Raw genomic sequence first — 20,446 nt, 5'->3', positions numbered from 1 at the left:
ATTGTTTATAGATATAGTGGGGAGCGGCAAGTGCGTGCGCCGTGCCTGTAATAAAACCGCTATAAATATTATAAATTTGTATATTTCATTCCAGACATTCTCATTCCTATGCAAAACGAGTCCAATACTATATTTGACCAGGATTTCCTGCAGCAAACCTTTGTACGCCGCCGTCAGCTAATGCCATTGGCGCTAAAGATCTATGTGTGGTTCTATATGGTCTTTAGTGTTTATGGCGTCCTTTCGTTTATTTATATTAATTCAACACGGTGGCTGAACGTGGCCAGGTATGAATCGTTTGACCCGATACTTTTAATTAGCATTTTTACCGGTCTTGCATTTCCCGTGCTGCGTTTCCTGTGCAATCTTTTTATCTGGCTGGAAAAAAAGAGCGCTATATTGATTGGAATAATAGTAACGGTGCTGCATATACTCTATACCTGTTTATCCTTTATTATGATCTACAGGATATTAAGACGTGTTGAACCTATGATGTGGAACGTAATTTTGATGGTGTTGCTGGAGGTCCCGTATTTAGTGCTGCTGCTGAATATCAGAAAGCGCTGGGAGCAAACAGGTATTTCCGGAAACGAACAGGAACAGCATTTTAAGGGATTGAAATAGGAATTTATAAAGATGAAGGCATACAGACTTTTTACAACCGCGGATGGCCATAGCGCATTTGAAGAAGGAAAGATCAGCACGCTGCAGCATATTGCAGCCGATTATTTTTTTATACAGGAAGATGAAGCCTCCCGGCTTGCATTCGACTGGCACCCTGCCCCCAGGAGGCAGGTGGTTATAACGCTCAGGGGTACACTGGAATTTACCGTAACAGACGGCAGCACCTTTCTCCTGCATCCCGGCGATATACTGGTGGCAGCAGATACCTCCGGCTCAGGTCATAAGTGGCGCAGGATAAGTGAAGAAAGCTGGGTACGCGCTTATGTAGTGCTGGAAGACGGGAAAGACGATGGTTTTATAGTGAATGGGCAGTAACCCGCCTGCATTGTAAATCCCGGCTATATTTTGTATCATTATATAAACCCCTCAAAAACAAAATATATGTCCCCCCGGATCTTCAATAGTCTCATACAATCCAATATGGGTGGCGGCCCGCACGGTAATTTTGAGGCCGCTATTATTAACCATGATGGAAAGCTGCAGCACTGGTGGCGGGATAATGCTGCGAACGGCGGGGAAACCTGGAAACCAGGACAGCTAATTACCAGCCCGGAGGATGTTGTAGCCGGCCCGGCTTCTATTATACAAAGTGATTTTATACAAGACGGCCATGGTAATTTTGAAGTAGTGATACCCTTGCTCATTGGCAATAATACAGTACTCCGGCATTTCTGGCGGAATAATGCTGATGTAAATACACCCTGGCAAAAGGGACAGCAGATAAGCGGCCCGGAGGATGTTGTAGCCGGCCCTGCATCTATTATACAAAGTGATTTTATACAAGACGGCCACGGCAATTTTGAAGTAGTAGTGCCCTTGCGTGTTGGCAACAACACAGAACTCTGGCACTTCTGGCGGAATAATGCGGATGTAACTACCCCCTGGCAAATGGGACAACGGATAACCAGCTCCGCTGACCAGGTAGCCGGCGCTGCTTCCATTATACAAAGTGATTTTGTACAAGACGATCATGGCAATTTTGAAGTAGTAGTACCCTTACGTGTTGGCAACAACACAGAACTCTGGCACTTCTGGCGGAACAATGCGGATGTAACTACCCCCTGGCAAAGGGGACAAAGGATAACCGGCCTGCAGGATGCGGTGGCCGGCCCGGGCTCCATTATACAAAGTGATTTTATGGAAGGCGGCCATGGAAACTTTGAAGTAGTAGTACCGCTTTTCAGCAGTAATGGCCGTAAAGAGCTGTGGCATTTCTGGAGAAGCAATGCAGATGTAACTACGCCCTGGCAAAGGGGACAGCTGATCACCGCATCTGCCGGCGGTTACGGCTGCATTATTCACAGCGATTATGTTACCAGCGGGCATCCGCATAATTTTGAAGTGCTTACAGATGAATGTTCGCAATCTGTAGTGCATTACCGGCATTTGAATGAGGATGTTACTTTTCCCTGGCTGCGCGGCAAAGTAATAATAGGAGAGCCTGCGCTCCCGCAAATGAAATACGTGCAAAAGGTAGTACAGCTTACCGGTGAGTATGACCGTACTGTGTGGACAGCTGGCCAGCCTTCTTTTGCCTTTAACCGCACGGAAACACAACTGGGCCTTCAAGGCACGGATCTGGGCGTTTCCTTCCGGCATAATGCTAAGGTTTTTTTCCTGTTTGGAGATTCCTGGGGCCGCCACTGGAATGAGGCAGGCCGAACTACTTTTGATGCCATTGCCCACACTACGGATCTCTGCGCAAGAGATGGGCTGCATCTTACCTTTAACAACCAGGCGCCTGTTATCAGTGGTGGTGACAATATTACCCAGGCTGAATTTGATGTGCCGCTGGATGGTTTTAGCCTGGATGGCCAGCTATACGTGTTTTTCTCTTCCAATTATTTTAAAGTTGGCAATGCGGCAGTTATGGGCCGTTCCGTTCTTTGCGTATCTGCTGATGAGGGTTTGAATTTCCGTTATATAGGCACGTACTCCGGCAATAAATTCATCAATGTATCTGTGGTAGCGGAGCAGGAGCCTGCACGTTATAACATTCACAGCGGCGCGGGTTTATGGATCTGGGGTTCCGGCAGGTACCGCTCCAGCGATGTATATCTTTCCTTTTTGCCCTTCGCTAATATTTTAAGCGGCAGTATGGCCGCTCTTTATTTTGCGGGTACTGACCCGTTTAACCAGCCTGTCTGGAGCGGGGCGGAAGCCGATGCCGTAGCGCTTTTCTGCGCGGGATGTATAGGCGAGTTCTCCGTACGTTTCAGCAAGTACCTGCAGCAATGGGTGATCACTTACAACAGCGATAATCCCAGGGGCATCATCCTCAGAACAGCAGATACTCCTTATGGGCCATGGCCGGAACAGCAAATGCTCTTCAATCCATTTACGAACGGATACGGTAAAATTATGCATAGCGCTAATACGCCGGATAAATTAAATGAACCTGCTTTTTGGGGCAATAGCGACCGGTACGGGGAATCTGGCGGAGAGTACGGGCCTTACCAGGCAAGCGATTATGAAACCGGGATCATTGGCCGCTTTGCAAAGATCTATTTTATGCTTTCCACCTGGAACCCTTACCAGGCTAACCTGATGTATGGCATTGTGCCGGCAAAAGGCAGCACGGAAGCAGACCTGGAAAACCTGCATGTGGATTTTACACGGTTTGATACGCATTGCCTGGGAAGGATCCGGCAACATGTACCGGTACCTGAAGTCCTGCATAGAGGGAATGGCGTCAGGTAAAGCTTCTGCAATTTTATCGCAGTGGCTATAATTAAATTGTTGAACTAATTATCTGTCTTATGAGAAAGCACCTCCCTGTTTTACTGGTTCTTTTTGTAACCGGTTTAGCTGCTTGCACCAAACAAGCGGTTCAGGAAAATGATACACCTGCCAACACGCCGCCTGTTCCCACTAATGAAGGTATTACATCGGTATTCGCGCCGCCCAATAATAAGGTGGCCTATTATGCGTTTGATGCAACCCCCAATAACCTCCCGCTGACAAATTTTGCCAAAGAGGCCAATATTGTGGTACTGTTTGAAGGTACTACCTGGGAGCTGGCAGACTCTGTTCACTATGGCAGCAGCAGCAGCAGCTATATCCTGAATGTAAATCCCAATTATCACTCTTATAAATCCATACGGGACCACGTAAAGGTTTTACAGGCAAGGGGCGTAAAGGTATTAATGAATGTGGATGATGCTGCTTCCTGGAACACCACGCAGCCCTTTACCACCTATAACGGTACTAAGCTGAATTATGTGCAGTTTGCAGCTTTTGTAAAAACATGCATTGTAGATTCCCTGCATTTTGATGGTATAGCCCTGGATGTAGAACACATGGGATCAACACCTGCCAATACAAATTTCACTAACCTGGTGAAGGAGTTTGGCAAATACTTTGGCCCGCTTTCCAGCAATCCCAATAATACCATTTACACGGCGGCTATTTATTCCGGCGGCCAGGCAGGTTATGCCATCGGGCAATCTACCAGCGTAGCGCAGTATTTTTCATTTGTGGAGGATATGGGTTATTTCCAGAACAATACTACCCGGTTTAACCGCTGGGCTAATTATATTGGGGCATCCAAAACCATGATCGGTGTATCCAAACAATATAATACCCTGGCCAATGCCACCACTGCTGCTGCCTGGGAGCCTTCCGGCGCTACTAAAGCCGGCATTATGGTGTTTGCAGGAAATGTGGATTCCGCCTATACGAACCAGATCTTCCGCGCTATCCGCTGATCAGGCATATTTTTTCAATAGCTCCTTCATTACGCCTATCTGTGTCTCCACCGTATCGGGTTTGGTTACACATTCCAGGGCGCCCAGCCCCATGCATTGGGCTGCCTGTTCCTTCATGATGTTTGTGGAGAAAATAATAACGGGTGTGTCCTCAAATTCTTTCATTTTGCGGATCTCCGTTAAAAATTCAATGCCATTCATCCGGGGCATGTTCAGGTCTAAAAAAATAATATCAGGTTTGGTAAAGCCATTTCCATTAATTAACTCAAACGCATGTACGCCATCCTGGGCTGAGGTTAAATGGGCCGTATTATCAATGGTTGTAAGTACAAATTGGAAGATGTTCGTGTCGTCGTTATCATCATCAACTAAGAATACATTTCTATTGCTCATCCGGGTAAAATTATATCCTATAAAAGTAATGCATTGAGCCAGATAGTTAATGCGGATAAGGGATGAATGATCAGATAAAATTATTTTTCATTTGTTTAAGGATGAGCACGTTTGTTTCATTTTTCTGCGCTTTTCCCCTATATTGTCCCATCTCACGTTATAGAACATGTACCTTATGGAGCGTATTATCCGGGGCGCAACCCGTTGCAAGAAAAGCAGCTTTTTCATTTTCCTGTTGTTTGCTTTGCCAGGTTTCGCGCAGCAGTATAACATTACCTCACCCAATAAAAATATAACCGTGCAGGTTAGCAATGCTGCCGGGGTAAGATATAGTGTTGTTTACAATGGTAAAACGGTCATATTACCTTCCCCCCTGGGATTTGAGCTTAAAAATGAACCTGCCATGAAGGGCGGTTTTACAGTCTTAAGCCAGGAAGAAACAACCTTTAACGAAACCTGGGAGCCTGTAATAAAAATCAAACACGCGGCTGTTGTGAATCATTACAATGAGCTGAATCTGCAGCTGGCGGAAAAAGATAGCCTGATGCGGCATCTGCGCCTTTGCTTTAGGGTATATGATGATGGCGTGGCATTCAGGTATACCCTTTACCGGAGTGAAAAGCCGGGTAACCGGCAAATAACTAAGGAGCTTACCGGCTTCCGTTTTGCGGGCGATCAAAAAGCCTGGATGGCGGAATATAAGGGCGGGTATTCCTCCAGCCAGGAGGCTGAATTTGCAGCAAGAACACTAACGGATATGCATATATCCACCAGGGCCGGGCTGCCTTTGCTGACAAAGGTGAATGAAAATACCTGGGCAGCCATTACTGAAGCGGAGATAGATAATTATCCCGGCTTTTATTTAGGCGCATCCCGGCAGGCAGACAGCAGCATCACACTATTTACCAAACTGGCGCCATTGCCGCATGAGCCGGAAGATGGCGTGAAAGCCCGTTTTGACGATAGCCTGCCCACACCCTGGCGCGTGATCATGCTGGCAGCAACACCCGGTAAGCTCATTGAATCTGAAATAGTGCAGAACCTTAATAAACCCTGTGTTATTGCAGACCCTTCCTGGATAAAACCCGGCATGAGCGCATGGGACCATTGGTGGAGCGGAGAAGTAAAAATGGATATGCCCACTATAAAAACGTATATAGATTATGCTTCCCGGGAAGGATGGCCTTATATGCTGATCGACTGGCAATGGTATGGCCCTTTCAATCAGCCAGTGGCAGATATTACCAAACCCGCAGCCCAGCTGAATATGCCGGAAATACTGCAGTATGCAGCAGCTAAGAAAGTACGCTGCTGGCTTTGGCTGTATAGTGCTGATGTGAACCGGAACAACAATTTTGAAAAGGCTTTTGCCTTATATGAAAGCTGGGGCATTGCTGGTATAAAAATAGATTTTATGGACCGCGACGACCAGGAGATGGTGAACTGGTATCACCAGATCATTAAGGCTGCTGCAGCGCATCACCTGCTGGTGGATTTTCATGGCGCTTATAAACCGGATGGTATTACCCGCACGTATCCCAATATGATCACGCGCGAAGGGGTGATGGGAGAGGAGTACTATAAATTCTCCAACCGCATGACGCCGGAGCACAATACCACGCTGCCTTTTACGCGCATGCTTGCCGGCCCTATGGATTATACGCCTGGCGGCTTTTTGAATGTAACGCAAAAGCAGTTTAAGCAGCAAACGCCTACTTTAGTTTCCAATACGCGTTGTGCAGAGCTGGCCAAGTTTGTTGTGTATGAAAGTCCTTTCATGGTGAATTGTGAAAAACCGGAAAATGTGTACGGTCAGCCGGGGGAAAACTTTTTACAGCAGGTGCCCACTACCTGGGATGATACGCAAGTACTGGATGGTTATCCCGGGGAATTTGTTGCCATTGCCCGCCGTTCCGGCAACAGCTGGTTCATTGGCGCCTTAAATAACAGCAAGGGCAGAACGCTTAAAGTGCCTACCGGCTTTTTATCCGCCGGTAATTACCAGCTGCAGATCTGGACAGATGCAAAGGATGCGGATGTGGATCCTAAAAAGGTACAGCAATCTACCATTACCCTGAAAGCCGGTACTCCGCTAACCATCGGTATGAGCAATGCCGGTGGTTATGTAGCTATAATAAAACCAATCACTATAAATCCTGATCATGCTAAATAGGTGGATGTTCCTGCTCGCTTTTTATGCGGCGCCGCTTACTGTGTTTGCACAAAAAGATACTACGGCACCCGCTTACCAGCTGGTATGGGCCGATGAATTTAGTAAAGATGGCCCGCCGGATCCGCAGTACTGGGGATATGAAAGAGGTTTTGTAAGAAATGAAGAAGCGCAGTGGTACCAGCCGGAAAATGCCTATTGCAAAAACGGGCTGCTGATCATCGAAGCCCGCAAAGAGCAAAAGCCGAACCCCTTTTATGAAGCAGGCAGCAAAGACTGGAGGAAGAAAGATAAAATGATCCGTTACACATCGGCCAGCATTAATACTTCCGGCTTTAAAAGCTGGCAATATGGCCGCTTTGAGATGAGAGGGCGAATAGACATCAGCCCCGGCTTATGGCCTGCCTGGTGGACACTAGGCGTAAAAGGACACTGGCCGGCCAACGGAGAAATTGACATTTTGGAATATTACCGGAACAAGCTGCTGGCAAATGTGGCATGCCTGGACAGCAATAAAAAAGCGGAGTGGTACTCCAAAACCAGGAGTATAGATTCTCTGGGCGGCGTTATATGGTCCGCTAAATTTCATGTATGGCGTATGGATTGGGATGAAACTGCCATTGCCCTGTACGTGGATGATATGTTAATGAATAAAGTAACATTGGATAAGCTGGTAAATAAAGATGGCAGTGGTGTAAATCCATTTAACCAGCCGCATTACATGCTGCTGAACCTGGCTATGGGCGGCATGAACGGAGGGAACATTACTTCAAAAACGCCATTCCCTGCAAAGTTTGAGGTGGATTATGTGCGGGTGTACCAGAAGAAGGCACCTTAAATAACAGGTAACTATCGGGATATTAAAAGGCAGCCGTCAGGGAATGATGGCTGCCTTTTTTTTTTCAAAAAAATTCAAAATTCACCGCTCCGTTAATGCGTTATTAATCGAATATTAATACCCCCGGCTTTACTTTGCATAACCATATTCATAATTCCACGCCTTCTCCATTTTATATAATATAAACCATATCGTTTCACCCTTAATCAATTACTATCTTATGGCAAAAAAGAATGTACTGTTGCTGCTCACCATTATAACCCTTGGCGCGAGCTGTAAAAAAGAGGTCAAAGAAGATCCATTAACGGATGATCCCGATACACGTCCGGTGAAAACTGAAATTGGCCCCGGCCAGTATGTTGGCGTAACCATGGGTTTTGACCATGACGCCAGGCTGGGCGGAAAAACTCCGGGCGCAGGTGGCAACATCTGTTATAATTTATCCATTTTTAAATCCACTGACAATGATAATGACTGGTGGGACAACATTGCAGAGGAAATTGCATACAGCGGGGTAGATTTTGTAGCGCCTACCCTGCGTGGATATACGCCCAATAACAGCCGGGATGCAGGAGATCCGCGCAGGCTTACCAGCCTGGTAGCTGCTATGGACCGCCGTGGCCTGAGCAATGCTTTTAAGATCGCCATTTTTGATGATAACCCTGCCTCCTGGACTGCTGCCCGTAACCTGGATAATGGCGACGGTTACGACTACACGCCCTTGTTTGACTGCGGTAATACTGCCAACTACAAATATATCTGGGACTACGACATCAAAGCTACTTTTACGGCGGTGCCAGATGCAAAGCGTTTTAAAATAAACGGGCGCCCGCTCATTATGTTCTGGAGCGTAGCCAATGCATTCTGCACCAACCAGGGAAATGGTAACCTGAAAAAGATAGTGCAGTATGTGCGCGCCCAATGCCAGGCCAGCTTTGGTTTTAACCCCTACATTGTTGTAGACCCTACCTGGCTGCAGTTTGATCAGCAGTGTAATGACCCTGCAGTAATTGACGCAGTAAACCCCTGGTTCAATATGGCTAACCCCTGGCGGGTAAGCACCTTTAATAATGTGAAAGTAGGTACGGCTGTACCGGGCTTCCGGGTAGTAACCGCCACCACCAATATGTTTATAGATGCCAATCACGGGCAAACCTTTATTACAGGCCTTAGCAATACTGCCAATGCAGGTGCTCTGATCACGCTGGTAGAAGGGTTTACAGACTGGCCGGAAAATACCAGTGTATGGCGCAGTAAGGATACAGTCTATTATGACTATCCCAACCAGCGCATCAATATCCTGCGCCGTTATACCAATAAAGCCTATGGAAATTTAAAAGTAGAAGCAGAGGGCTGTGATTATTACAATGATCTGTCGGCCGGCAACAGCGGCAATACCTACCGCGACGGGAATATTGACGTTGTTAAAACCGGCGATGCAAATGGCGGCTGGCACGTAACCAACACCCAGGCCGGCGAATGGCTGGAATGGAGAGAGCTGCCTCTGCTGGCAGCTACCCGTTTCCAGGTCAGGTATTCCTCTAACCAGGCAGGCTCCGTACGTTTTATTGTAGATGGAGTTAGCCAGCCTGTTATTAACCTGCCGGTTACCGGTAACGGCAGCTATGCTACTGCCGATGCAGGTACTATCTCTTTTGCCGGCAACAGCCTGCATACAGTACGTCTGCAGATCGTGAGCGGTAACCCGGCCATTAACTATTTTAATGTAGTTGCGCAATAATATTCACCTATAAAAGCCATATCAGAAAATGGAAGCACTAAAGAATCTTTTATGCATAGGGCTTATCAGCCTTTCACTGGGATGCGCCAAACAGCAGCTGTTAACGGCTGAAGGGGGTAATTCCACGAAGAACAAAGAACTGGTAAAAGCAAATGCCGCACTTGTAACGCCCGGAGCAGTGGGCGATACCAACATCAGATATTTTGGCCGCTGGAATTTCAGTAATACCACCCAGTATGAAAGCGACTGGGGCGGCGCTTATATTAAAGTGAAATTTACCGGCACTACCGTTAAAATTAAGGTGGGGAATAACACCAACTACTATGCAAAAATTGATAATGGCCCATGGGTAAGCTATAAAGGCGTTAGCGGCACGGTGAGCCTTACGCCCACACCCTTGGCCAGCGGCACACATACCTTGTCAGTAGCACAGGGGAAAGACTACAGCTATGTATTCATTTTTCAGGGGTTAATACTGGATGCCGGCGCTGCCACCAGTGCGCCGCAGACAGGAGCAGACCTGATAGAATACATAGGCGATTCTATTACGGCCGGTTATACGGATGACCAGGCCAATGTTTCTGACTACGCCTGGGTATGTTCGGAGGCGTTAGGGGCTGAACATACCCAGATCGCCTATCCGGGTATAGCGCTCACCAATAACTTTGGCATCAATGCCAATAAGACCGGCATGGAGATCCAGTATTTCAAACAGCAATCGCTGGCCTTCACGAACTCGCCGGACTGGGATTTTACCCGGTATACGCCTAAAGTGGTGGTGATTAATCTTGGGCAGAACGATCAAAGCACACAGGTGCCTGACAGCCTGTTTCAAAGCACTTACATCTCCTTCCTGGGAAAAGTAAGGGCTAAATTCCCGAACGCGCACATTTTTGCTATGCGCACCTTTTTTGGCGTGAAAGCCGCACAAACACTGGCCGCCGTAAATGCAAGAATAGCAGCCGGGGATAACAAGGTGCACTATATTAATACAGATGGATGGCTTACACGTAACAGCCCGGACTATACGAATAATACGGATGTACATCCCAGTGTAAGCGGGCATATAAAAGCTGCGGGCCGTTTGAAACTTATTCTGGCGCCTTACCTTAGCGGTGGCGCTCAACCATAGTAGACCCTGCATGGTTTATTAGTGGAGCGGTTGTACCAGCAATGGTGCAGCCGTCTTTTTTTACAGTCATACTTCATTGGCCAATGAAGTGTTGATCCGTAAAGCGCTGTTACTTTGTACGTAAATCAGTACTACAATTATGAAAGATACCTTGCTGAAAATGAAAAGCCTGTTCGCCGGTAAATGGGCAGGAGAGGGATTTGCAAAATTCCCTACCATTGACGATACTGCTTACACGGAGCAGCTGGAATTTATACCGGATGAGTACAAAGACGTTATCTTTTTCCGGCAAAAAACATGGTATAAGAACCATACGGAAAAGAATGGCCACACCGTTTTCTGGGATACCGGGTTCATTATACTAAAGGAAGATAAGATCCTGCTGTACAGCGTGCAGGTAGGCGGGCGTATGGAAACATATGAGCTGGTGCAAGCGGAGAATGAAACGTTTACTTTTAACAGCGCAGCTATTTTAAATGATCCCAGGAGTATCCGCTCACAAAGGGTTTTTACCGTAAATGCTAATAGCTTTCATTATGAGCTGAATATGGCTACCTATGCGACTGATTTTCAAAATCATTTACTGGCTGACCTGGAAAGGGCTGAATTTTAGAGGGCATCAAACTCAGGCATCCCGTATAACAGTATAGATGCTTACCTTTGAAAAAACATTTGTATGGCTATCCATATAAAAAGGATCTACGATCCTGTTTCAAAGACCGATGGTTACCGCATACTGGTAGACCGTTTATGGCCGCGTGGCATTAAAAAGGAAGACGCGCATATTGATGAATGGATGAAGGAAATAGCGCCTTCTACGGAATTGCGGAAATGGTTCCATCACGAGGAGGGGAACTGGGAAGCATTTCGCAAAAAGTATCATGCTGAATTAAAGGCCTCACCGGCAGTGGAAGAGCTGCTGTCCTGCATACGGGAACACAAGACCGTAACATTTTTGTATGCGGCAAAGGATGAGGAACATAATCATGCATTGGTGTTGCAGGAGTATGTGGAGAAGGGTAAGTGATTGCCTGCGTGTAAATATTCAAAAAAGACAAAGAAGATTAATCCCCAAAAAAAATTCATTCCCCTGTAAGTAATTCCTCCTCCTATACCTGTCCTCTATTTACAACCTGTTCTGAAAACCCGGTTCCACTGTCGTGAGCGCGCAGTACTGTTGCCCTTTGTGTAAGGCTGGACCCACCCAAACAAGCATGTAGCACAATTCTTCATTACCATAAAAATTGAAAAACATGAAAATTCCACTATCTGTAAACCGCAGCAAAGCCCTGGCTGCCCTCTTGTTGACCCTCACTTTTACCGGTTGCGCTAAAAAGGAAGTAAAAGAATTAGAAAAAATGTCCGCTAACGGCGCCAGTGAAAGCGCGGTAACTGCCAGCTCCGTACAGCCGGTAAAATCAGAAGCGCTGCTGGCCATGCAATGTTATAACAATGCCTTTTATCATGAGTACGGCACTTATGGCTCTTCTTTTAAGGCGTATTATTATTCCGATGTTAATCACTCTGGCAGAATGGATTTCTGGAAACAGGCAGAGGCCATTGAAACTATCATAGATGCCTATACGATTAGCAACGATCCTGATCTCAAAAACAAAATGGTATACCTGTATAATGGTATGAGGGATGGTTACGGGTTGCTGTGGAGCTCCAACATTTATAATGATGATGTGATCTGGGGGGCGCTGATGTGTATCCGCGCATTTCAGTTCACCAATGATGGCGGCATGAAAGATATGGCCAAAAACAACTTCGACATGGTCTGGAACCGTGCCTGGGATACCAACCTGGGGGGCGGTTTATGGTGGACCACCGCCAATAACACCAAAAATGCCTGTGTGAATGCGCCTGCAGCCATTTGCGCCATGTACCTGTACCAGGCCACCGGCGATGTCAGCTACCGCGACAAAGCTAAAATGATCATGGACTGGATGGTGAGCAAATTATATAATTCCGGTACCGGGGCGCTTGCAGGCGCTATGAATGCCGCCGGCAATATTACCGAAGGCACCCGCACCTACACGCAAGGTACTTTTATAGGCGCCTGCAACTTACTGCACAATGCCTATCCTTCCAATAACTACAAGGCAATGGGCGCTAAAGCCATGGACTATACGAAAAACAGCATGTGTAATGCACAGGGCCTGTTACCGGATGAATATGATAACGAAGATTGCCAGGGCTTTAAGTCCATTTTTGCACGCTGGGCATGTAAGTTCACACATGACCAGGGATACCAGAGCACCTATGCCTCCTGGCTTAATTACAATGCGGCAGAAGCCTGGAACTACCGGAACTCCAGCGGCCTTATGTGGGGCCAGTGGTGGCGCAGAACGCCGGACAGTTATGTAAATGCTTTTGAAACCACCTGTGGGGTAGCCATGATGAACGGGGTGTGGTTGTTTTGATGTTTAAAGAAGAAAAGGCCGGCCTTCGTGCCGGCTTTTTTAAAGATCTGGTGCTTACCTTTGAGATCCTGGAAATTTATAAAGGTGATAAATATACAGAAGTTGCGGTGAGCGAGATAAATTTCGACCTTCGGTCTGAACGGTCCAGGAATAATGTGCTGAACAACTTGCGGGTCGGCTGTAAAATTAACTAAGATCCTGCGGTCAATATAACCATGTATAATTGGAAGTTTCATGTCGTATTCAATAACGCTTATACGTCCCTAGCATCCTGTCCCAGATGCTCGTATAAAATCCAAAATTATATTCCACGTCCCGGTGATGGTTATGATGAAACGTAGAAGTACCCAAATACTTTAGCACCGGTTTATTCCGCAGCTCTTCCGGCAGCGGTTCCAGCCCCAGGTGGCCGGCCAATCCAAAAATAACATTCACTGCCAGGTAAATAGCGATCGCATAAATATTAAAAGGGAATAGTATCAGTAAGCATACCCACAGGCTGCCAAACGCTATGGTCTCCACCGGGTGCAGCACAAACAGGTCAATAGGAGAGGGATCTACTGATTCATGATGCAAATGATGCACCGCTTTAAACAAAAAGGTCTTATGAATGAGATAGTGAAATACAAACATCAGCAGGTCCATGGCAAAGAATAGTAATAAGAAATGGATAACTATCTGCCAGGATTCCTCCATGGTAATTCTTATAATACCCTTTTCCCACAGCCAGTAACCGGCATAGGTAACCACGGTGTTCAGCACATTGGTAAGCGCACAATACCACCAATCGCGGGAGGTAATGGTGCTTTCTACCACACCGGACCTTTTCAGTACTGCGTTACCAATAAGCAGCACCAGGAAAGTGATCAGTACATTCTCCGCCAGGAAAATAGCCCAGCGGGCTGGTATAGAAAGATGTAACAGGTATTCGAGAATAACGGGCATAACTACCCGAAATTATATATTTCTTTACAATTTATATATTATTTTTAAGTTTAAAATGTTTTTGAGGGCTTGCTGCTTGACCCGGAAAATAACTTCCCCAACCGCCACATCAGCCCACCCGATATTACCCTGCCAGGCGATACATTCAACAGCGTATAACCTTTCACAAAAACATCGTACCGGTCTATGTCACCTCTATTTCCAGAACGGGGTAACCGGCGCAGCATTCCCTTATTACAACTTCCGGTATAAAGCTTTGTAAAGTTTTCCATCAGTAATTAGTATAGCTGTAGTTTTGAGCGGTTGCCAGTACATGGGCAGCCGCTTTTTTGTTCCCCAAACCACCCATCGGTATTGGTATGATTTTTTATATATACACTTAACAACCTAGTCAGACCGTTAAAAACCATTTTTATGACCAATACTATTACCGCTACTACGCAAAAGCAGAAACTCTTAATCATTGAGGATGAAGGAGAAATGTGTTTACTGATCAACCTTTTACTGGACGGTAAAGAAATGGAGATCGAGCATGTAAAAACTATTGCTGATGCTGTGGAATATTTTCAACAACAACCGCCGGCCATAGTGCTGCTGGACAACCGCCTGCCGGATGGTTTCGGGCTGGATTTTATTATTTTCCTGAAAAAGGAATACCCGGCCACCAAGATCATTATGATCTCCGGTATGGACCCTGCAGCAAAAGATGTAGCCATTGAAATGGGCGCAGATATGTTCCTGGAAAAGCCTTTTACAAAAGCGCAGCTTTGCCAGTGCATTAACGGGCTGCTGAATAATTAATTAACAGCATACAGGCGGTACATCCGCCGGTGTATATAATTGACTAAGTAAAGTAGAGGAATAGGTTAGGGCCGTATTATTACGGCCTTTTCCTTTTTAAGAGCATTTCCATTCAAATACCCCAACATTTCCACAATTTACCCCAAAAGTGGAGCCTGAACCACAGAATCGCAGCACTTTACATCCAAATGAAGGTGCTGAACCGCTATGCCATCCTGCACATAATTGGTTGTGTCTTATTCCTGAGCCAACCGATCTGGTTATATACTGGTCCGCCGGACCGGGCAGCCTTCCTTTTTTCCAAACCTATGCAGCGGGATCTTATAGGCAATGCGCTGATGCTCGGTTTCTTTTATCTCCATTATTTTATAATAATACCCCGGCTTTACTTTAAACAGAAATGCCTGTCATACCTGTTAAGCATCCTGGCGGGATTTATAGTGATCTGTTTACTGCCTTCCCTTTTAACGGGCAGAAATCCTTTCCTGCAGGGCACCGCAGCTTATCCGCCAATGGATGCGCAGCTGCCGCCGCCGCCACCAGGCCCTTTCCTGGCAGAGGTGAAACACCAGGTGTTCCTGTTTATTGCAGTGGTATTCTTTTCTTTATTGCTGCGGATCCGCCGCCGCAGGTATAAAGAGCAAAGCGCCCGGCAGACCGCGGAGCTGGCCACTATCCGGGCGCAGAACAATCCCCACTTTTTATTCAATACCTTAAACAGCATATATGCGTTGGCGGTACGGAAGGATGATGCTACGGCAGATTCCATCGTGCATCTTTCCGGTCTCATGCGTTATGTGTTCAGGGAATCAGGAGATCAGAATATTCCATTGCAGAAAGAGCTGGAGTACCTTGGGAATTATATTGAGCTGCAGCGTTCCCGTTTAGGGGATACCGTAGTGATCCGCTATACCCTGGAACAGCAAGAGGCCGCGCCGGCAGCTATTGCCCCGCTGATCCTGATCCGCTTTATTGAAAATGCATTTAAATACGGCGTTAACCCCGAAGCAGCTTCCCAGGTATCCATACACATTAAAGTGTCCAAAAAAACCTTATATTTATCAGTGCATAACTATAAGGTAGTGTTGCCGCAGCATTCATTTTCCAGCGGAATAGGGGCGTACAATGCCAAAGAACGTTTGGAATTGTTGTATCCCGGTAAACATAAGCTGGAAATAACAGAAGACGCGCACCACTACCAGGTGACACTGATAATGGAACTGCTATGATAACTGCTATTGCACTGGACGACGAACCCCCAGCGCTGGAAATTATTAAAGGTTTTTGCGCGAATAATCCTACTGTAGACCTGAAAAAAACCTTTACTAAAGCCGGAGAAGCTTTTGAATACCTGGAAAAATACCCGGTAGATCTGCTGTTACTGGACATTAACATGCCCTCTGTAAACGGTATGGACTTCTATAAAAGAGTGCCCGCCCGGGTGATGGTTATCTTTACCACTTCCTTTAGTGAATACGCGGTGGAAAGCTATGACCTCAGCGCAGTGGATTACCTGGTAAAACCCTACACCCTGCAGCGTTTTACACAAGCAATAGAAAAAGCAAATATGGCGCATGAGCTGCGGCAAAAGGCTGCCGTACCGGGTAACGATCATATTACCCTGCGCGTGGATTATGGCCTGGTAAAAATTCATTTCTCCGACATTCTTTTTATGGAGGGATTGGATAATTATTTAAAGATCCACCTGAAAGATAAGAACCCCGTAATAGTAAGAATGACCCTGAAAGCCATCCTGGAAAAATTACCCGCTCCTGTATTTGTACGTGTGCACCGTTCCTTTATAGTACCCTTATCGCAGGTAGCTGGCGTGCGTAACAAAATGATCGTACTGCACTGCGGGGAAGAAGTTCCCTTAAGCAATAACTATGAAGATGAGTTCATGCACCTGATGAACCGATAGAACTGCCTGCCATACTGCGTTTCCTATTATTATCAATACTATTTGTGTGCTGTGATTATTCGTATCAGGAATAATTGAACCCTGCTTTAAAATGAAATACCACAGAAACCAGTGCATTCACCCCAATTATTAAAAGCCGTGTTCACATTTAATTCATCTTTGTATCAGAAAGAACGACAGATAGTAACCAGGCTTACACAGGAGAACAGGAAATGATTGTTGCTTGCCAGCTCGCTATACACCAACAGCCAAACCTACAACATTAGCAGTACACCGGGCGCCAGCGGAGCGGCAACATTTGAGTATCTGGAGGGGCGAAAGAGTTCCCTGGCGCCAATTGTGTGTGTCGTAACCTATGCCAACATTAAGGATGTGGAATTTATTTCGAAGTGGGTCTGTCTGCCCTATGCCTGATTCAACGCAGCAGCCTTGAAAATGAAACACTGTTGGAATGCGCTGCAATGTACCGTTGCACAGCCGGTCGTTGCAGCCATCCGGCAGGGATCTGTAAAAATTAGAAAAAATTAGGTGAGATATTATAACAGGGGGACAAAACCAATTTTTATTGTTTACTGGGGTGAAATGCTGCCGGTGCTCTTGAATGGTACAAGTATGATGGGGGTAGTTTATGTGGAGCGCCGGCTTTTTTTATTCAGCTTATCACTATCGTGTTTTATATAGAACAGCATTGAACAACATTAGCAATCGTGGGGGCACACAATGAAAGAGGGCTGACCGTTCTGGTCAGCCCTTATTATTTTTTAGAACCTGTAAGCTACATTCAAACGGAAGTTCCGCGGTGCTTCCGGTATCCAGAAGTAATACGGCGCGCCATCATTCAGGATAGATCCTGAATAGAGGTATTTGCTCAGCAGGTTGTTTACGTTCAGGCTAACGCTGTAACGGGAACCCTGGTACGAAATGCTGCCATCCATCCGGAAATAATCTTCCAGCGGGGTTTCGCCGGTAAAGGAATACCATGCAAAACGGCCGCCCTGGTATTGTGCGCCAATGGCAATACCCAAACCTTTCAGCTTAGTTTCTTCCAGGCGGTAAGAGAGCCAGCCGTTGGCAATGTTGCGGACAGTACCGGGTGTGGCCTGGCCTATATTGCCTTTATTGGTATCGTCGGTGATCTTGGAATCCGTATAGGCGTAGTTGAGGGTTACATCCAGGCCTTTTACAATGCGGCCGCGGATATCCAGCTCAATACCCTGTGTGCGGGTTTGCCCCAGCTGGGTTGACCAGTTAATGTTGTTCGGGTCGCCGGTAACCGTATTGTTGCGGTAAATGCGGTAGGCGGAAAGGGTGCTGTTCCAGCGGCCGCCAAACCAGTCGCGCTTTAAACCTACTTCCACGTTATCGCCGGTTACCGGTACAAAAGAGCGGCTTTTAGCGCTGTCATAACCTGCGGTAGGCACAAACGCCTGGTCATATAACGCATATACGGAAGTATTGCGGTCCAGGCTTACGCTTAAGCCTACACGCGGTGTGAATTTTTTAGATTCCACTTCAGAACCGTCATTATCTTTTGAGTAGGTATAACGGCCGGCCAGTGTAAGGCGGATGCGGTCCTGCAGGAAACGCAGCTCATCCTGCACGTAAATGCCTTTGTAAGATTGCAGGGTGGTAAAAACGGATGCATCAGGCCCGGTGCGCTGGCTTACAGGAACGCTGTGGTCGAACGGCGTAATATCTGCAGTAGCGGCATATTGCGGGTTATAGATATTAAAAGTATTGGCTGCGTCTATGTATTTAAACTGGCCGTAGTCGGAGTAGTTATTTTTTTCGCCAACATCTATACCACCCAGCAGGCGGTGGGTTATGCTACCGGTATGGGCTTCACCGTTTACGTAGATCTGTCCCAGCCTGTTTACGGCATCCACATCCCATATGGTCATAGCGCGGCGCATGTAACCGGCTGAATCGGGTTGTACACCGGGCCATACGGAGCTGCCCCTCAGCTTATAGTTCTCGTACATGAGCTGTGCCGTTACGCTCCAGTCGTCATTGATCTGGTGGTGCAGGTTTAACAGCAGGCTATGGTCATTGGTTTTGGAAGGGGGCAGGGTAGGCGCGGTGGTGGTAAAGCTGCGTGGTACATCCGGGTCAGCATAACCTTTACGGGAAAACTGGTAGTTAGCGCCTATCATCTGTACCTTGGAATACTGGAAGGTGTACTCCGCGGTCAGGGAAGTACGGTCGTCCAGCTTATAGGTAAGCACCGGCACTACAGAGTAGCGCTCATTGTAGTCAATTTGCTGAAAAGAGTTTTTGGATTGTCCCATCAGGTTCAGACGGTACAGCAGCTTGCCGTCTTTGCTCAGCTTACCTTCCAGATCCAGGGTGGCGCGGTACAGGTCATAGCTGCCCAAAGTAACACCTACTTCGCCTTTGGTAATGCCGGTAGGTTTTTTGGTTACCACGTTATAAAAACCGCCGGGCCCCCCGTTGGCCATCATCAAACCGGCAGGGCCTTTTACAAATTCAATCCGTTCTACCATGCTCATATCTTCCGTCATCGGGCCAAAGGGCATAGTTACATTCATACCGTTGCGGAAGGCAGGGATGTTGGAGCCGCGCATATAGATACGGGCGTAGTTATCCCAGTGTTCGCCGCGGGTAGCGCCGCTCACATTGCGGGTTACGCCTTCCAGCATATCGGTGATCTGCTGGTCGGCAATCAGCTTGCCGCTGATCACCTGTATGTTCTGCGGTGTTTCCAGCAGGGATGTTTTTAAACGCAGGGTATTGGATACTTCGCTGGGCTTATAGTTGGTTTTTTGTCCTTCAATTACCACCTCTTTAAGTTTGGAGGCAGATTCTTCCAGCTTAATATCTTCTACGGTCACTATCTGACCGGCAATTACGGTTACGGTTTTTTCCTGTGTCAGCAGGCCTACAGCGCTGGTGCGCACGGTATAGGTGCCTGGTTTCAGACGGTCCAGCTGGTAGGCGCCGCTTTCAGTAGTAATAGCGCCTATTTTGGTGCCGGCAATGCCTACGGTTACAAATCCGGCCGGCTGCCCGTCGGCAGTACGTACCTTTCCTTTAATAGTGCCGGTTTGCGCCTGTGCGGCAGCCACCAGTGTGCATAATAAAAAGAGGGCTGATAATAAGTAATACTTCATTCTATAGTGATATCGTTTCAAGGCGCAAAGGTCCGGCGGAATGGGAGGGGTAGGTGATCCGATCCGGAAAAAGATTTACGAAATCCGGAAAAATTGAGGGCCTTTTGGCTTCGTATTGTATTTGAGCAGGTTAGATCCCCATGAGCATGGTCAATAGCATACACGGCAACGGCTGTCCTATCAATAAGTGGAAGACCAGCTGCGGCTAAAGAAGTGATTTTTAAAAAAAAGCCACAGATAACTTGTGTATCTATGGCTTTGGGTTATTGCTGATTTAAAAACCGTACATACCACCGGAAACGGAAATTTGTTCTCCCGTAATCCAGGCTGCATCATCCGAAGCAAGAAAAACGGCGGCTTTCGCAATATCTTCGGGTTGCCCTCTACGCCCAAGCGGTGTATTGGCAATAAACAATTTTTCATCCTCACTACCGGTAGTAACACCCGCACTGCTTGCTCCTTCTGTTTCCGTAGCTCCCGGCAAAATAGAATTGATACGAATGGTTTTTGCTCCCAATTCTTTCGACAAAGAAAACGTTATGGCATCTAATGCCGCT

Annotated in this window: 18 protein-coding genes; 14 read left to right on the top strand and 4 right to left on the bottom strand. The window is 46.8% G+C overall.

Annotation, left to right across the window (positions count from 1 at the left end; all coding sequences use genetic code 11):
- Nucleotides 1–108: 108 nt before the first annotated feature.
- The 4 genes from KVT36_RS23420 (at nt 109) to KVT36_RS23405 (ending at nt 4,391) form a co-directional block, all read left to right on the top strand.
- Entirely contained in the window at nt 109–624 is a 516-nt protein-coding gene (locus tag KVT36_RS23420) for a hypothetical protein (RefSeq protein WP_217605879.1), read from the top strand.
- A gap of 12 nt (nt 625–636) precedes the next feature.
- Nucleotides 637–999: an AraC family ligand binding domain-containing protein gene (locus KVT36_RS23415; protein WP_217605878.1), complete on the top strand. Its 363-nt coding sequence runs from the start codon at nt 637–639 to the stop codon at nt 997–999.
- Nucleotides 1,000–1,065: 66 nt separating this feature from the next.
- Nucleotides 1,066–3,384, top strand: coding sequence for a DUF4185 domain-containing protein (locus KVT36_RS23410; RefSeq protein ID WP_217605877.1), 2,319 nt, complete (start codon nt 1,066–1,068; stop codon nt 3,382–3,384).
- 59 nt (nt 3,385–3,443) lie between these two features.
- Complete coding sequence (locus KVT36_RS23405; RefSeq protein WP_217605876.1) at nt 3,444–4,391, top strand: glycosyl hydrolase family 18 protein; 948 nt, start codon at nt 3,444–3,446, stop codon at nt 4,389–4,391.
- Here KVT36_RS23405 and KVT36_RS23400 read toward each other — a convergent pair whose 3' ends face one another.
- A complete protein-coding gene (locus KVT36_RS23400; protein ID WP_217605875.1) occupies nt 4,392–4,784 on the bottom strand; it encodes a response regulator in 393 nt (130 codons plus the stop codon).
- Between the two features lie 175 nt (nt 4,785–4,959).
- Between KVT36_RS23400 and KVT36_RS23395 the strand changes: the two genes are divergently transcribed.
- The 7 genes from KVT36_RS23395 to KVT36_RS23365 all read left to right on the top strand — a co-directional run bounded on the left by KVT36_RS23395 (nt 4,960) and on the right by KVT36_RS23365 (nt 13,091).
- Nucleotides 4,960–6,957 (top strand): glycoside hydrolase family 97 protein, encoded by a 1,998-nt coding sequence (locus KVT36_RS23395; RefSeq protein ID WP_217605874.1) that lies wholly within the window; start codon nt 4,960–4,962, stop codon nt 6,955–6,957.
- The gene (locus KVT36_RS23390) at nt 6,947–7,792 is read left to right on the top strand and encodes a family 16 glycosylhydrolase (protein WP_254640167.1); all 846 of its coding nucleotides are present in this window, start codon (nt 6,947–6,949) and stop codon (nt 7,790–7,792) included. Before KVT36_RS23395 ends, KVT36_RS23390 begins: the two co-directional genes overlap by 11 nt.
- Before the next feature lie 220 nt (nt 7,793–8,012).
- A complete protein-coding gene (locus KVT36_RS23385) occupies nt 8,013–9,533 on the top strand; it encodes a DUF5010 domain-containing protein (protein WP_217605873.1) in 1,521 nt (506 codons plus the stop codon).
- A 28-nt stretch (nt 9,534–9,561) separates the two neighbouring features.
- The gene (locus tag KVT36_RS23380) at nt 9,562–10,665 is read left to right on the top strand and encodes an SGNH/GDSL hydrolase family protein (RefSeq protein ID WP_217605872.1); all 1,104 of its coding nucleotides are present in this window, start codon (nt 9,562–9,564) and stop codon (nt 10,663–10,665) included.
- Nucleotides 10,666–10,804: 139 nt separating this feature from the next.
- Nucleotides 10,805–11,278 (top strand): FABP family protein, encoded by a 474-nt coding sequence (locus KVT36_RS23375; protein ID WP_217605871.1) that lies wholly within the window; start codon nt 10,805–10,807, stop codon nt 11,276–11,278.
- 63 nt (nt 11,279–11,341) lie between these two features.
- The gene (locus KVT36_RS23370; protein ID WP_217605870.1) at nt 11,342–11,692 is read left to right on the top strand and encodes a DUF488 domain-containing protein; all 351 of its coding nucleotides are present in this window, start codon (nt 11,342–11,344) and stop codon (nt 11,690–11,692) included.
- A gap of 226 nt (nt 11,693–11,918) precedes the next feature.
- Entirely contained in the window at nt 11,919–13,091 is a 1,173-nt protein-coding gene (locus tag KVT36_RS23365; protein WP_217605869.1) for a glycoside hydrolase family 76 protein, read from the top strand.
- Between the two features lie 243 nt (nt 13,092–13,334).
- Here KVT36_RS23365 and KVT36_RS23360 read toward each other — a convergent pair whose 3' ends face one another.
- Nucleotides 13,335–14,036, bottom strand: coding sequence for a sterol desaturase family protein (locus KVT36_RS23360; protein ID WP_217605868.1), 702 nt, complete (start codon nt 14,034–14,036; stop codon nt 13,335–13,337).
- Nucleotides 14,037–14,450: 414 nt separating this feature from the next.
- Here KVT36_RS23360 and KVT36_RS23355 point away from each other — a divergent pair, with 414 nt between their 5' ends.
- The 3 genes from KVT36_RS23355 to KVT36_RS23345 all read left to right on the top strand — a co-directional run bounded on the left by KVT36_RS23355 (nt 14,451) and on the right by KVT36_RS23345 (nt 16,758).
- Nucleotides 14,451–14,837, top strand: coding sequence for a response regulator (locus KVT36_RS23355; RefSeq protein WP_217605867.1), 387 nt, complete (start codon nt 14,451–14,453; stop codon nt 14,835–14,837).
- A gap of 188 nt (nt 14,838–15,025) precedes the next feature.
- Nucleotides 15,026–16,066 carry a sensor histidine kinase gene (locus KVT36_RS23350; protein ID WP_217605866.1) on the top strand — a complete coding sequence of 347 codons (1,041 nt, stop codon included), beginning with the start codon at nt 15,026–15,028 and terminating at the stop codon, nt 16,064–16,066.
- Nucleotides 16,063–16,758: a LytTR family DNA-binding domain-containing protein gene (locus KVT36_RS23345; RefSeq protein ID WP_217605865.1), complete on the top strand. Its 696-nt coding sequence runs from the start codon at nt 16,063–16,065 to the stop codon at nt 16,756–16,758. The genes KVT36_RS23350 and KVT36_RS23345 overlap by 4 nt, the downstream gene beginning before the upstream one ends.
- Nucleotides 16,759–17,519: 761 nt before the next feature.
- Here KVT36_RS23345 and KVT36_RS23340 read toward each other — a convergent pair.
- Together KVT36_RS23340 and KVT36_RS23335 are read right to left on the bottom strand one after the other, a co-directional pair.
- Nucleotides 17,520–19,889 (bottom strand): TonB-dependent siderophore receptor, encoded by a 2,370-nt coding sequence (locus KVT36_RS23340; protein ID WP_217605864.1) that lies wholly within the window; start codon nt 19,887–19,889, stop codon nt 17,520–17,522.
- A gap of 274 nt (nt 19,890–20,163) precedes the next feature.
- Nucleotides 20,164–20,446 (bottom strand): SDR family NAD(P)-dependent oxidoreductase (locus KVT36_RS23335; RefSeq protein ID WP_217605863.1); only part of this gene is annotated, 283 nt, incomplete at its 5' end.

Source organism: Chitinophaga sp. GbtcB8, from assembly GCF_019091455.1.
In the GTDB taxonomy this organism is placed as follows: Bacteria; Bacteroidota; Bacteroidia; order Chitinophagales; family Chitinophagaceae; genus Chitinophaga.
The sequence above is the reverse complement of the archived record's forward strand: the minus strand, read 5'-3'. Positions and strand labels throughout refer to the sequence as shown.

Coding starts and splice junctions, on each gene's coding strand:
- KVT36_RS23420 (WP_217605879.1), top strand. CDS start 109: ATGCAAAACGAGTCCAATACTATATTTGACCAGGATTTCCTGCAGCAA.
- KVT36_RS23415 (WP_217605878.1), top strand. CDS start 637: ATGAAGGCATACAGACTTTTTACAACCGCGGATGGCCATAGCGCATTT.
- KVT36_RS23410 (WP_217605877.1), top strand. CDS start 1,066: ATGTCCCCCCGGATCTTCAATAGTCTCATACAATCCAATATGGGTGGC.
- KVT36_RS23405 (WP_217605876.1), top strand. CDS start 3,444: ATGAGAAAGCACCTCCCTGTTTTACTGGTTCTTTTTGTAACCGGTTTA.
- KVT36_RS23400 (WP_217605875.1), bottom strand. CDS start 4,784: ATGAGCAATAGAAATGTATTCTTAGTTGATGATGATAACGACGACACG.
- KVT36_RS23395 (WP_217605874.1), top strand. CDS start 4,960: ATGGAGCGTATTATCCGGGGCGCAACCCGTTGCAAGAAAAGCAGCTTT.
- KVT36_RS23390 (WP_254640167.1), top strand. CDS start 6,947: ATGCTAAATAGGTGGATGTTCCTGCTCGCTTTTTATGCGGCGCCGCTT.
- KVT36_RS23385 (WP_217605873.1), top strand. CDS start 8,013: ATGGCAAAAAAGAATGTACTGTTGCTGCTCACCATTATAACCCTTGGC.
- KVT36_RS23380 (WP_217605872.1), top strand. CDS start 9,562: ATGGAAGCACTAAAGAATCTTTTATGCATAGGGCTTATCAGCCTTTCA.
- KVT36_RS23375 (WP_217605871.1), top strand. CDS start 10,805: ATGAAAGATACCTTGCTGAAAATGAAAAGCCTGTTCGCCGGTAAATGG.
- KVT36_RS23370 (WP_217605870.1), top strand. CDS start 11,342: ATGGCTATCCATATAAAAAGGATCTACGATCCTGTTTCAAAGACCGAT.
- KVT36_RS23365 (WP_217605869.1), top strand. CDS start 11,919: ATGAAAATTCCACTATCTGTAAACCGCAGCAAAGCCCTGGCTGCCCTC.
- KVT36_RS23360 (WP_217605868.1), bottom strand. CDS start 14,036: ATGCCCGTTATTCTCGAATACCTGTTACATCTTTCTATACCAGCCCGC.
- KVT36_RS23355 (WP_217605867.1), top strand. CDS start 14,451: ATGACCAATACTATTACCGCTACTACGCAAAAGCAGAAACTCTTAATC.
- KVT36_RS23350 (WP_217605866.1), top strand. CDS start 15,026: ATGAAGGTGCTGAACCGCTATGCCATCCTGCACATAATTGGTTGTGTC.
- KVT36_RS23345 (WP_217605865.1), top strand. CDS start 16,063: ATGATAACTGCTATTGCACTGGACGACGAACCCCCAGCGCTGGAAATT.
- KVT36_RS23340 (WP_217605864.1), bottom strand. CDS start 19,889: ATGAAGTATTACTTATTATCAGCCCTCTTTTTATTATGCACACTGGTG.